9 protein-coding genes are annotated in these 13,234 nt (G+C 32.5%); 1 reads left to right on the top strand and 8 read right to left on the bottom strand.

Annotated elements, in window-relative coordinates:
- The first annotated feature begins 132 nt into the window (after window positions 1-132).
- A complete protein-coding gene (locus tag FJOH_RS12410; RefSeq protein ID WP_012024453.1) occupies window positions 133-2,010 on the top strand; it encodes a PEP/pyruvate-binding domain-containing protein in 1,878 nt (625 codons plus the stop codon).
- Between the two features lie 307 nt (window positions 2,011-2,317).
- Here FJOH_RS12410 and FJOH_RS12405 read toward each other — a convergent pair whose 3' ends face one another.
- From FJOH_RS12405 to FJOH_RS12370, 8 genes are all read right to left on the bottom strand, one after another.
- A complete protein-coding gene (locus tag FJOH_RS12405) occupies window positions 2,318-2,875 on the bottom strand; it encodes a DUF4956 domain-containing protein (RefSeq protein WP_012024452.1) in 558 nt (185 codons plus the stop codon).
- A gap of 127 nt (window positions 2,876-3,002) precedes the next feature.
- Window positions 3,003-3,722 carry a toxin-antitoxin system YwqK family antitoxin gene (locus tag FJOH_RS12400; RefSeq protein WP_012024451.1) on the bottom strand — a complete coding sequence of 240 codons (720 nt, stop codon included), beginning with the start codon at window positions 3,720-3,722 and terminating at the stop codon, window positions 3,003-3,005.
- A gap of 149 nt (window positions 3,723-3,871) precedes the next feature.
- Window positions 3,872-5,782, bottom strand: a complete 1,911-nt coding sequence (yidC, locus tag FJOH_RS12395; RefSeq protein ID WP_012024450.1) for a membrane protein insertase YidC — start codon at window positions 5,780-5,782, stop codon at window positions 3,872-3,874.
- An 83-nt stretch (window positions 5,783-5,865) separates the two neighbouring features.
- On the bottom strand, window positions 5,866-7,479 hold the full coding sequence (locus tag FJOH_RS12390) for a CTP synthase (RefSeq protein ID WP_012024449.1): 1,614 nt from the start codon (window positions 7,477-7,479) through the stop codon (window positions 5,866-5,868).
- A 427-nt stretch (window positions 7,480-7,906) separates the two neighbouring features.
- On the bottom strand, window positions 7,907-8,143 hold the full coding sequence (locus FJOH_RS12385) for a DUF3820 family protein (RefSeq protein ID WP_012024448.1): 237 nt from the start codon (window positions 8,141-8,143) through the stop codon (window positions 7,907-7,909).
- 207 nt (window positions 8,144-8,350) lie between these two features.
- Complete coding sequence (nagB, locus tag FJOH_RS12380) at window positions 8,351-10,279, bottom strand: glucosamine-6-phosphate deaminase (protein WP_012024447.1); 1,929 nt, start codon at window positions 10,277-10,279, stop codon at window positions 8,351-8,353.
- A gap of 425 nt (window positions 10,280-10,704) precedes the next feature.
- Window positions 10,705-11,106 (bottom strand): OsmC family protein, encoded by a 402-nt coding sequence (locus FJOH_RS12375; protein ID WP_012024446.1) that lies wholly within the window; start codon window positions 11,104-11,106, stop codon window positions 10,705-10,707.
- Window positions 11,106-13,202, bottom strand: a complete 2,097-nt coding sequence (locus FJOH_RS12370; RefSeq protein ID WP_012024445.1) for a PBP1 and LysM peptidoglycan-binding domain-containing protein — start codon at window positions 13,200-13,202, stop codon at window positions 11,106-11,108. Before FJOH_RS12370 ends, FJOH_RS12375 begins: the two co-directional genes overlap by 1 nt.
- Between the last annotated feature and the right edge of the window lie 32 nt (window positions 13,203-13,234).

Genomic DNA, 13,234 nt, shown 5'->3' with positions numbered 1-13,234 from the left:
ATTTATTTTTACAAGGGTGCAAAGATACGCCATATTTTAGAAAATCGTAATGGTTTTGATTGGTTTATATAATCCGGTGGTAGATAAAACTTATGGTTTAAATACTTACTTTTAATATTCAATAAAATTGTCATGAAAAAATACATTTACAGCTTGTTTTTCTTTCTCATTTTTATGTCTTTAAGTGCGCAGAGATATTCTTCATCATTAGAAAATTACGAAGCATATAAGGCATTTAGAGGAAAACCTTTGTCTGATAAATTCTCGAATATCGTATCTGTAAAAGTAATTTACGATTTACGAAAACAGAAAATGTATTATTTCAACAGCACCTTAATTCCACTTCATTATGATTTCGTAATTAATTATCTGCATTACAATCAGGATTTAGAAGTTTTTAATAATGATAATTACAGCAATACTCAAAAAAACCGCGATTTTTTACTTGGAAATCTAAATCATATTAAAGGAACTGATAAATGGATTTTTGAATTGGCAGCTTCAGATCACATGCCTGTTGAACTTATAGAACGATTTTTCAATCTGGTTAAAAAATCAACTTTTATTGGCGAAAACCTAAAGTTTTATCTCAATAATCCAGAACAAATGGAATGGTTTCGTTTGGAACAGTTTAAAATACCTTGTGTAAAATCAGATTATATTTTTAATGAAATACAATATCAGGAAGTCGTTTCCGGAACCAATATTGGTATTTTAAGACAATACAAAATCAAGGATTTAGAAAAAGTAAAACCTAATCCGGATGAAATTGTTGTTTTAGACGGAACGCCGGATATTTTGCCAAACGTAAGAGGAATTATAGTCAACGAACTCCAAACGCCGCTAAGTCATTTGGTGCTTTTAGGCAAAAACAGAAAAATTCCAATTATGGCATATACAATGGCCTTAAAAGATGAAAACATAAAGAAACTAATTTCTAAAAAAGTAGAATTAAAAATCAAGTCTGATACTTTTTTTATTAAAGAAACTGATAAAAAAATAGTCCTTAAAACGAATTCAAAAAAGAAAAAACTCACTATTGATAACACGGTTACAGATTTAGTAGATTTATCTAAAATTCCAAAAAAAGGAGTAAATTATATTGGATCTAAGGCGCAGAACATGTCGTATTTAATTGCGATATCTAAAGAAATTCCGTTTAGAACTCCAGAAGATGCACATGCCATTCCGTTTTATTTTTATACAAAACATATTCAAAAAGAATCGATTTCGCCTCTAATAAAGGAGCTTTTGGCATTTCCTAATAAAGATTCTACGGTTTGGATTAATCAGCAGTTAAAAAAAATACGCGATGCCATTAAAAAAGAACCTGTAGATCCTGAATTAATTTCTAAACTGAATCTGGCTTTTAAAAATGCTAAATTCAAAAATTTCAGATTCCGCTCGTCAACAAATGCGGAAGATTTGGATGATTTTAACGGGGCAGGTTTATATGATTCTAAAACCGGAATTTTAGGCGACAGTATTAAAACATTTGAAAAAGCAATTAAACAAGTCTGGGCAAGTGTCTGGAATGAAGCTTCATATAATGAAAGAGAACTATTTGGAATCGATCAGCAGAATATTGCAATGGGTGTTTTGGTTCACCGTTCTTTTCCAGATGAACTGGCAAATGGCGTTGTGATTACAAAGAATATTTTCAGACAAAATTTTCCAGGAATTACAGTAAATGTTCAAAAAGGAGAAAACTCAGTTGTAAAGCCGGAAAAAGGTGAAATATGCGAACAGTTTGTGGCTTATCACTTTAATTCCGGAACTAACGATGATGATTTTGATGTTGATTATACTTCAAACTCAAATCTAAATGACAATGAACCTTTGCTAAGCAGAAAAGAAATGAGCCGGCTTTTTATGGTCAGTAAAAAAATTGAAGAAAAGATGTATCGTTATTGGCGAAAAAGTCTATTTCATCCTGTAGATATCGAATTTAAAATTGTGGGAGAAAATCGGGATTTATACATTAAACAGGTTCGCCCTTTTAATGATTAGGTACAATTGACATTTAGGCTATCGGTGGCGAAGAATAAATTTATTCTGCCACAGATTAAGGGATTATAAATTATTTAAAAATATGCTGGCAAACTCTCGCAGATTCTGCAGATCTAGCAGATTATTTTTCTGGAAACTTTATTAATAATCCCAGAGGGATTGCATATTTATAGAATAAAATGATTTTGTGTATAAACAAAGCCCCATCGGGGTGGCATATGGTAATTTCGCTCCTCTGGAGCTTTATTCGGTGCGAATAATCGCTTTTCTATAAATATTAAACTCCTGCGAAGCTTTTGAATTAACCTTAATAAAAAACCAAAAGATCTATTTCGTTTGTAACCGTATTGACCAAAACGATTTTAAAATCGAAATCTTTAATATTTATTTTTTCCTGAATTGCTCTGCGGATGTTTCCATTTTCTAAAGAAAAATCACTTACTAAAGGAATTTTCATATCGACTGCATTTAAATAGCTGGAAGCTTTTTTATTGACAATAACCGAGGCCGCAATATAAAAACCAATTATGATAACCTGAAAAAAGAGCAATATTTCAATTTTTTCAAAAGGATACATAATATCTAAAATAGAAAGTGTGATGGTAGCAAAAAGAAAAATTATAGCGTTTACTGTAAAGGATTGGGTTCTAAATCTCAGAATCGAAAAAATGGCGAATAAGCCAAAACCAATTCCAACACCGATTTCGATTTTTGTAAACAAATAGCAAAGCGAAAATGTACAAAGTCCCACAATTACCATTAATGGATTTATGGTTTCATTATCTTTTCGGTTAGAGAAAAAATACAGAACCAGTATCGAAAGAAACAATAACAAAAATCGTCCTGTAAGTTCGTTTAAATCCATTGAATCAAATTATTAGCAAATCAAATTTAAACAATTAGACAAAAAAAAAGAGCCGCAAATTCACAAATTTTAGTTTTATAATAAATTCGTGAATTCGCGGCTGAAAATTTTAAATATTTTAAAATCTTTAATTGCTCATTTTAGGTTTAGAATCAGCTTTATAGCTTGCTTTTGGGTCGCTCATATTTACTTCCTTAGTCAATTTGCCTTTAGTATAAAACTGCCACATTCCGGCTTTTTTTCCGTTTACAAATTTCCCCTTAGATGCTATAGCGCCGTCTGCGTCATAAAAAACGGCATCACCATTAAACTCATTATTTTTATATGTCGCATCTTCTAAAAGTGTTCCGTTTTGTCCGTATTTTTTATAATTCCCTTCTCTTGAACCATTCTGATACGTCATTTCTTCGGCAACTTTAGCATTTGGATAATAAACTGTTTTTAATCCTTGAAGTTTGCCGTTTTTATAGTTTTCAGTACTCATTAAAACTTTAGAAGCTTTGTGATAATATTTCCATTCTCCCTCTCTCTCCTTTCCTATTTCTTTTCCTTCGCTTACTTTATTTTTTTTCTGATCGTAAAAAATAGTGTATGAACTTCCATCATTAGCCGTAAAATCACGCGTTGCAATTATGTCGCCTTTTTGTGTGTCATCAAAAAAATTAAAAATTCCGGTTTCTTTTCCGTGGCTGAAAGTACCTTCATAACGAGGACGTTTAGATTCATAAACTCCTTTCCAGACACCGTCTTTTTTACCGTTTGCATCTAATTTATTAAACTCCGTTTGAGCGCTTAAAATAAAAACATTTAATAATGTCAGTCCAATTGCTAGTTTTTTAGAAATCATGTTTTATTCAATTTTTAAGTTAAACGAAAAATCGTTTCACAAAGTATAATTGGTGTTTCTCAAAAAATAAAATTTTGATTATTTTTCCTGAAAACCAACTCTCTAAAATAAAAAAATCCCGATTGAATCGAGATTTTTTTATTATTTAATTATTTCTTTTTATTTTGATTTTTCTTCGCCGCTTCTTGTTGTTCCATTACTTCCTGAAGACGCTGTTGGAATTTGCTTGGCTTTTTAGGTTCTCTTTGTTTGTTCTCCTGAATTTGAGCGTGAATTTTATCACTGTCTACAATATAATTTTTGATTACAAACATAATTCCAATAGTAATTAAGTTTGAAATAAAGTTATACAAACTCAATCCAGCTCCATAACTATTGAAGAAAATTAACATCATTAATGGCGAAACATAAATCATGATTTTCATCATTTTTGCCATATCCGGCATGCCTTCCTGCTGAGGCGCAGCCATTTGCTGATCTCCAGAAGTCATTTTCATGTAGAAGAAAATCGCAATTGCAGCCAAAATTGGGAACAAACTAATGTGATCTCCGTACAATGGAATATGGAATGGTAATTTTACAACTGAATCAAAAGATGATAAATCGTCTGCCCAAAGGAAACCTTTTTGTCTTAATTCAAAAGCAGCAGGGAAAAACTGGAACGAAGCATACATAAAAGGAAGCTGAATCAATGCCGGAATACATCCTGCCATTGGGTTTACTCCTGCTTTGTTGTACAGTTTCATTGTTTCCTGTTGTTTTTTCATTGGGTCTTTTTTGAATTTTTCTCCCAACTCTGCAATATCAGGACGTAAAACTTTCATTTTAGCCTGAGACAGGAACGATTTATAGGTAATTGGCGACATTGCCAATTTGATAATAATGGTAAAAATGATAATTGCAATTCCTAATGATAATCCAATTGTTGAACTTAAGAATCCAAATAATGGTACAAATATCAATTTATTAATCCATCCAAAGATTCCCCATCCCAGCGGAATAATTTTTTGGAAATTCTTATCATATGATTTTAAAACTTTATAATCTGCTGGTCCAAAATACCATTGCATTTTATAATCAATTTCGCCATTTGAAAATGCTAATGGAACGTTTGCTTTGAACTGTTTAGTAAAAACAGTGTCGATTTTTTCGTCATTTACTAAATTAGTTGACTCCAATTTAGTAGTTTCAAATGGTTTATCTGTTACTAAAATAGAAGTAAAGAAGTGTTGTTTGTAAGCTATAAAACTAACTTTATCAACTGTTTCTTCTTCATGTTTTCCTAAACCTGCATAATTTATCTTCCCATCTTCATGCTCATAATAAATTTCAGCATAACGGTTTTCATAAGAAATACTTTTTTCGTTTCTGTAAGTTTTTAAATCCCACTGTAAATCCAATGGTTTAGCCGAATTTAAAACTTTGTTTAATCCTTGAGAACGAACATCAAAACCAACTAAATAATCATTTGGTTTTAATACATATTTATATTCTAAAAATTCATTAGCCCCAGCTTTTAAACGCATAGATAAAACCTGATCTGCTCCAATTTTTTCTAAAGTTGGTTCGAAAAACAAATCTTTAGTATTTAAAGTTCTGTTATCGACTGTTTGCAGCTGAATATTTAAATGAGCATTATTGTCTTTAATCAATTCAACTAACTGACCTGAATTTTTTTCAAACTTTTTAAATTCTTTTAAAGTAGCTTCAACTATATAACCACCTTTATTAGCGATTTTAAGTTTGATCTTTTCATTTTCAATAGTTGTAAAAGCTTCTTTTGCAGAAGGAAGCGCAGCAGAATATGCAAAACCGCCTAAAGTTTTTTGCAATTGTGCCAATTGAACTGTATCACCTGGTGTTACCGCAGTTGGAGCAACAGCTGTTTTAGCTTTATCAGCTTTTGCCTGAGCTTCTTGTTTAGCTACTAATTCTTTCTTGGCTTTTTCAGCAGCAATTTCTTTCTCAGAAGGCTGATTTTGATACATGATCCAAATCAAAATTCCGAATATCAATACAAAACCAATGATTGAATTAAGGTCTAATTTTTTTTCTTCCATTATTAATTTAAAAAAGTTATTCGTTGAAGCTTATTAGTAATGAGTTGATCTCAAAAGTTACATTCTTCTCAGAATATTAATTATTATTTTTTATGCGCATTTACAGCAGCTGCCACAAAGTTTACAAATATTGGGTGCGGATTTGCAACTGTACTTTTGTATTCTGGGTGGTATTGTACACCAATAAAAAACGGGTGGTTTTCAAGCTCTACGATTTCAACTAATCCGGTATCCGGGTTTACTCCAGATGCTTTTAAACCTGCTTTCTGTAATTCATCAGCATATTTATTATTGTACTCATAACGGTGGCGGTGACGTTCTGAAATTGTTTTTTCACCGTAAATTCTGTGTGCCAGTGTATTTGGTTTAATATCACATTTCCAAGCTCCTAAACGCATTGTTCCGCCTTTATCTGTAATATTTTTTTGCTCTTCCATTAAATTCACAACCGGATGAGGCGTTTTCTCGTTCATCTCTGTTGAATTGGCATCGGCATAACCTAAAATATTTCTAGAATACTCGATAACAGACATCTGCATTCCTAAACAAATTCCGAAAAACGGAATATTGTTTTCACGAACATAACGAACTGCTTCGATTTTTCCTTCAATACCTCTTTCTCCAAATCCTGGAGCAACTAAAACTCCGTCAAGAGTTCCTAATTTCTCTTCTACGTTATCAGCATTAATATGCTCTGAGTGAATTGAAATTACATTTACTTTAGTTTCATTTGCAGCACCTGCATGAATGAACGCCTCTAAAATAGATTTGTAACAATCCTGCATTTCTACATATTTTCCAACCAAACCAATATTTACAGTTTGTTTTGGACTTTTTAATCTTTTTAAGAAAGTATTCCAGTTTTTAAGATCCGGAGATGCTTTTTTAGGCAGATCTAATTTCTTTAAAGCTACAACATCTAATCCTTCTTCAAGCATTAAATTTGGAACTTCATATATAGTAGAAGCATCAATAGACTGGATAACTGCTTCTTTTTTAACATTACAAAACAAAGCTAGTTTTTGACGTAATTCCTGAGATAATTCGTGCTCAGTTCTACAAACCAAAATATCAGCTTTAATTCCGCTTTCCATTAAAGTTTTTACAGAGTGCTGTGTTGGCTTTGTTTTCAACTCACCAGCTGCAGCCAAATAAGGAACTAAAGTTAAATGAATAACAATTCCATTATTTTCTCCTAATTCCCAAACTAACTGACGAACAGATTCTATATAAGGTAATGATTCAATATCACCTACAGTTCCACCAATTTCAGTAATTACAATATCATAATCGCCAGATTTACCCAGCAACTGCATTCTGTCTTTGATTTCGTTTGTGATGTGAGGAACAACCTGAACTGTTTTTCCTAAAAACTCTCCTCTTCTTTCTTTTTCAATAACCGAAAGATACACTCTTCCTGTAGTAACGTTATTGGCCTGAGAAGTAGGAACGTTAAGAAAACGCTCGTAATGACCTAAATCTAAATCTGTTTCTGCACCATCATCTGTTACATAACATTCTCCGTGCTCATACGGGTTTAGTGTTCCCGGATCCACATTAATATACGGATCAAATTTTTGAATAGTTGTACGGTATCCTCTTCCTTGTAACAATTTTGCTAAAGATGCTGCAATGATCCCTTTTCCTAATGAAGAAGTCACACCGCCTGTAACAAAAATATATTTTGTTTGATTCATTCTGTTGTTGTTTGTAAGTAGTTGTGTAAAAAACTTGGCAAAAGTACAAATTTAATTAGACAATTTATCAATTCGATAATGAGATAATTTGCAAATTTTTAAACAGATTGATTACTTGGTTTTGTAATCGATAATTTTAACTTTTAATTAGAGATTTTTTTAAAGAATATCCTTATTTCTGATTGAAAAATGTTTTTGAGAAACTTAAAAAAATAAGGTTAATTTATTAGATATTCGTTTGAAGTAATACGAAGGTGATAAGAAAGGTTTTAAAACAAAAAAAATATTATAATTTAAAAACACTGACTTGTACACATTATATGAATTCAGTCTTGAATTCTGTGGTATCACTTTGTTTTTAGAAATTATAATATTTTTGTATTTCAAACTTATATAAAAAAAATCAAACAACCAAAGATTTTTCTTACTATTTTACAGGTTTAGGATATTGTTTCTTAATATTTCGTATCAATTCTTCTAAACCATTAAGTTTTAACTCATAAATAAGCTGTAACTGCTGGCCTAATTCTCCTTTTGGAAAACCTTTATTATGATACCAAACCACATAGTATTCTGGTAAATCAATTAAAAAACGTCCTTCGTATTTCCCGAAAGGCATTTTAGTATGTGCTAATTTTATGAGAAGTTTTTTGTCTTGTTCCATTTTTTTAAGAAAAAAGAAGCAAGAAGAAAGAATATATACTATTCCTCCTTCTTGCTTTTGATTGCTTACAAAGCTATTATTATTTTTCTTCTTTTGCTACAGATTAAAAAATAGTTTTCAGTCTTGTTTTTCAGTCTCAGTATCAAATTGACTGCTCATTGACACTGCAAACTGTGACTCCGACTGACAACTAAAAAGCTTAGCATCTTAATAATGCCATCTCACAAAAGCTTCCATTGCAGCATAACTTGCCAAACCTAATTGCTGATACAAAGCTGCTGTTTCGCTGTTTCGGTCTTCGGCTCTCTGCCAGAACTCTCTTGCATCAGTTCCCTGAAAAACAACACCGTCTTTTTGCGACTGGTGCTTGAAGATTCCGTGACGTTTTGCCAAAACCTGATCCGGGCTCATTGGTACCGCCATTTCTACTTCATCAATTCCCCATTCCTGCCAAGCACCGCGGTATAACCATAACCAGCAGTCGTTCATAAACTCTTTTGGTTTTAAAACTTTTACAGCTTCAAAAATAGCATCCAGACAAACTTTGTGTGTTCCGTGCGGATCTGCTAAATCTCCTGCTGCGTAGATTTGGTGCGGTTTAATTTTTTCAATTAAATCTACTGTTAACTGAATATCTTCTGGTCCAATTGGTTTTTTCTCAATTGTTCCCGTTTCATAGAAAGGTAGTTCCATAAAATGAATCTGACTGTCTGGCAGACCAACAAAATGACTTGTTGCTCTTGCTTCTCCTTTTCTAATTAATCCTTTTATATATCGTACTTCAGGAATATCAATTTCACTGTTCTTTTTATTTTCTAAAAAGGTTTGTGCTTTTTGATAAATGTTATCAGCTTCTTCGCTCTTGATTCCGAATTTTTCATTGTAATCAATTACGAATCTGGCAAAACGCAATGCTTCATCATCGGCAACAGCAATATTCCCTGATGTCTGATAAGCTACGTGCACTTCATGCCCCTGCTCCTGCAAACGCATAAAAGTTCCTCCCATACTAATAATATCATCATCTGGATGCGGACTAAAAATCAATACGCGCTTTTTAGCAGGCTCAGCTCTTTCAGGACGATTTGCATCTTCTGCATTTGGTTTTCCGCCCGGCCAGCCTGTAATTGTATTTTGTAATTTATTGAATATCTTGATATTGATATCGTATGCCGGACCAGAATCTGCTAATAAATCGCTCATTCCGTTTTCGATATAATCAGCATCAGTAAGCATTAAAATTGGTTTTTTAAGATCCAGAGCCAATCCTAAAACTGCTTTACGAGTTAATTTATCTGTCCAGACAATTTTCTCTACAAGCCATGGTTTGTTGATACTTGTAAGTTTTGAAGAAGCTTCTTTATCTAAAATAAAAACTGCATTATCGTGTTCTTGCAGGAATGAAGCCGGAACTCTGTTTGTAACTTCATCTTCAACCGATTTTTTTACAATATTGGCTTTTCCTTCACCCCAAGCTAATAAAATAACTCTTTTAGCCTCCATGATTTTTTTAACCCCAAGTGTAATTGCAGTTCTTGGCGTATTATTTAATCCGAAGAAATCTTTACTTGCAGCAACTCTTGTAATATGATCCAAAGCTACTAAACGTGTTTTTGAGTTTTGAAGCGATCCTGATTCATTAAAACCAATATGTCCGTTTCCTCCAATTCCAAGAATCTGCAAATCAATGCCGCCCAGGGCTTCAATTTTAGCCTCATATTCGTGGCAGTAGTCTGCAATTTGTTCTTTAGTTAAAAGTCCGTCTGGAACATGAGCATTTTCAGGTAAAATATCCACATGATCAAACAATAATTCTTTCATAAAACGAACATAACTATTGATAGAGTTTGGCTCCATCGGGTAATATTCGTCAAGATTAAAACTGATTACGTTTTTAAAACTCAAACCTTCTTCTTTATGCAGACGCACTAATTCAGCATACAAACCTTTTGGAGAAGAACCTGTAGCCAAACCTAAAATACAAGGCTTGTTTTCTTTTTGTTTTGATTGAATTAAAGCTGCGATTTCCTGTGCAACTGCTTTTGAAGCTTCGTTTGAATTTTCAAAAACAACGGTATTGATGTTTTCGAAGCGTTTTTCAAAACCGGTTGCTTTGTCTATTTTACTTTTTAACATGATATAGTTTTTTTTATTCTTCAGATTATGTGTGCTGGGTTAAAACCCTAAAATTTCATTTTTCAATTGAAAAAACGCAAGTCAAATCATTGCTAAAATAATAGCAATCAATACCATATAAAGATAAAACCTTTATAAATGGAATACAACAAAATTTAAATTATTGATTTGGAGTAGAATTTGGAATATCATTTTTATCTCACTTAGAGATTCCAAATAATATTAAAAAAGTGATTCTCGTTTTCACTTTTTAAGACTGCGTTATTTTTGCATTAACATGCGTATTTTTTGCAAGACAAAGATACTTCAATATATTTTTAAGACCCAAAATTTGGCATGAATATTTTGTTAATTTTTGCATTTATATGAATTGCATAAAAAAAGCTGCCAATATTGACAGCTTTTTATACTATATTCTAAAAAAATTATTCCCAATTAAAGGTTACATTTTTTTCAATTTCTGAACTTAAACTCAAAAACACCGGACAAGTCATTGCAGCACGTTCTAAAATGGTTTTACTTTTTTCATCGGCATTGCTTTTCATTTGAAAAACAATTTCAATTGCGCCAATTCTTCTTGGCTCAGCATTCATTATTTTTGTTACTTCGGCTGTAGAGCCGGTAAAATCTACTTCTAAATCACGAGCTTTGATGCCCATAATTGTCATCATACAGCTTGCCAAAGCATTTGCAACTGTATCTGTTGGAGAAAAAGCTTCTCCTTTTCCGTTATTATCAAGCGGTGCATCAGAAATGATTTCACTTCCTGATTGTATATGAATTGATTTTGTTCTTAAATCGCCTAAGTAAGTTACTTTTGATGTCATTAATTTGCTGCTTTTAAAGTTAAGTCTGAATCGTAATATAAAATGTAGACACCTTTATTTGAGTGTCCGCCATCTTCTTTTTTATAAAATTGAAATTTATTGTCAACCTGTTGTGTTGTCATTAAATCTGCTGTTTCCTGATACGTTTTTCCCTGAACCAAACGCATCATGGTATCAAAAGTTACATCAAAACCTCTTGTTGCGTATGTATTTGGATAGGCTTTATTTTTCAATTTATATTCTTTTTTGAAAATTGCAGCTCCTTGTTCGTCACTGTCGCGAGTTACAGAAGGATACATTAATTTCAACTGAACCAAATTATCAAAACTAATCTCGTCTGTATCAAGCGTACTGTTTGGTTCTAGAATTACCAACTGCACCTGACATGTTTTTTGAGAATCAATCAAAGCTTTTATAGTTGCTTTTATCATCGCCGTATTTCCTGTTTCCATTACCACATAATTCAAACGTGTCGGCAGTAAAAGGCTTTTTAAATTGGCAGCATCTAAACCTCCGGTTTCTGTTAATCCGGCAAAAACAACTCCTTTTTGATTTTGTTTGATATAATTGATAACCGATTCTTTTTTCTTGTCTACAACAGCCACAATGTTTCCGTTTTTAGCTCTCATATAATCAAAAATCGCATTTCGAACTACATCATTTGATGGAACTGTCTGATATAAATTATCGATAGGATTTGCCGCATCTTTTGACAATGGCGAAATCACCGGAACATTGTATAAACGAAGCGAATTTGCTGTAGATTCTGCATTATTTTGGTAAAACGGCCCAACAACTGCATCTGCTTCCTGCAATTTATTCTGCGCAATTAAAGAAGCAATATTCGATGTAGTTTTAGTTTCCTGCGAATCGTAAATCGAAACATCAATTGGCAGTTTTAATGTTTTAGCAGAGTCTATTGCCATCATGGCTCCAGAATAAAAATCAAGTGTCATGTTTAAAAATTTGTCTGTTTTTAAACGTGCCGCCATTCCGGTTGTATCAGTTTGTAATTTTGCTAAATTAAAAGGAAGTAATAAAACTAATTTCTGGCGGTCATTTTGTCCTTTTTTCTTAGTTAATTCAACAATTTCAGGATCTGCCGAAACAGTTTCAGATTTTACCTTATCTATAATTTTAATACCGCCTCCTGTATTTTCTGCAGGTTTTTCAACTACTACCGGTGTAGAAACAGCTACTTTTTCAGCTGGCTGAGATTGAGCCACGATTGGTGCCGGTGCTACATATCCCGCAGGAACTTTAAGAACCATTCCTTCTTTTACTCCTTCTGATAATGACGGATTTAAAGCAACTAACTCATCTTGTGTTAAATGAAAAACTCTACCTAAACTATAAAAAGTCTCTTTTGGTTTTACTTGATATTCCATATAAGAAACTGTTTTTTTAGATTCAGTTTTCTTAGGTTCTTCAGCTTTAGAAACCGGCGCCGCAGTTTCTGTTTTTGGAGCAGTTCCTTTTATAGTAACTCTGTATCCAACTGGTAAGCTGGAAACGATTTCAGGATTTCTTTTCTCTAAATCTTCAACTGTTGTATTGTATTGTTTTGCAATCGAATACTTTGTTTCTTTTGCCTGAACCTCATGGTATACATATTTTTCTGGTCCTTTTTCTTTTGTTTTTTTCTCTGCTGCAGCTGTATTTTTAGGAGCTGCTCCTTTTGCAGGAATCACAAGTTTCTGACCAATCTGAACCCCGTTCTTTTCAAGAATTGGATTTGCCGCTTTTAAGGCTTCATCAGAAATGCCATATTTTTTTTCGATGCTGTAAAAAGTTTCTTTTGGCTGTACTTCGTGAATAATTTCTTTAGAATTACCTGTCGATTTCGCCTCAGCTGTTTCTTTTTTATCCGCATTTTTATTTGCCGCAGCCGGAATCAATAAAACGGTATTAGGCTTTACTCCGCTGCGTGCATCAGGATTTAATTCATAAATATCGTAAGGTGTGACTTTGAATTTTTGAGCAATCTGATTGATTGTTTCTCCGCTGGATACAGTATATTTAATTACTTTTCCCTGCGAAAAAGCAGAACAGGTTATAAAAAAAACAAAGAATAATAATGTCGAAAAATATTTCATAATAAAGCTTAAAACAATTTTAATTTCTAATT

Origin of the sequence: Flavobacterium johnsoniae UW101 (assembly GCF_000016645.1) — a bacterium.
GTDB classification, from domain to species: domain Bacteria; phylum Bacteroidota; class Bacteroidia; order Flavobacteriales; family Flavobacteriaceae; genus Flavobacterium; species Flavobacterium johnsoniae.
Note: the sequence above shows the minus strand (reverse complement) of the source record. Positions and strands in the feature narration are given on the sequence as shown.

What these genes read in the sequence shown, in the direction of transcription:
- nagB (WP_012024447.1), bottom strand. Translation starts at nt 10,279, where the DNA reads ATGTTAAAAAGTAAAATAGACAAAGCAACCGGTTTTGAAAAACGCTTC.
- FJOH_RS12400 (WP_012024451.1), bottom strand. Translation starts at nt 3,722, where the DNA reads ATGATTTCTAAAAAACTAGCAATTGGACTGACATTATTAAATGTTTTT.
- FJOH_RS12370 (WP_012024445.1), bottom strand. Translation starts at nt 13,202, where the DNA reads ATGAAATATTTTTCGACATTATTATTCTTTGTTTTTTTTATAACCTGT.
- FJOH_RS12385 (WP_012024448.1), bottom strand. Translation starts at nt 8,143, where the DNA reads ATGGAACAAGACAAAAAACTTCTCATAAAATTAGCACATACTAAAATG.
- FJOH_RS12375 (WP_012024446.1), bottom strand. Translation starts at nt 11,106, where the DNA reads ATGACATCAAAAGTAACTTACTTAGGCGATTTAAGAACAAAATCAATT.
- yidC (WP_012024450.1), bottom strand. Translation starts at nt 5,782, where the DNA reads ATGGAAGAAAAAAAATTAGACCTTAATTCAATCATTGGTTTTGTATTG.
- FJOH_RS12405 (WP_012024452.1), bottom strand. Translation starts at nt 2,875, where the DNA reads ATGGATTTAAACGAACTTACAGGACGATTTTTGTTATTGTTTCTTTCG.
- FJOH_RS12410 (WP_012024453.1), top strand. Translation starts at nt 133, where the DNA reads ATGAAAAAATACATTTACAGCTTGTTTTTCTTTCTCATTTTTATGTCT.
- FJOH_RS12390 (WP_012024449.1), bottom strand. Translation starts at nt 7,479, where the DNA reads ATGAATCAAACAAAATATATTTTTGTTACAGGCGGTGTGACTTCTTCA.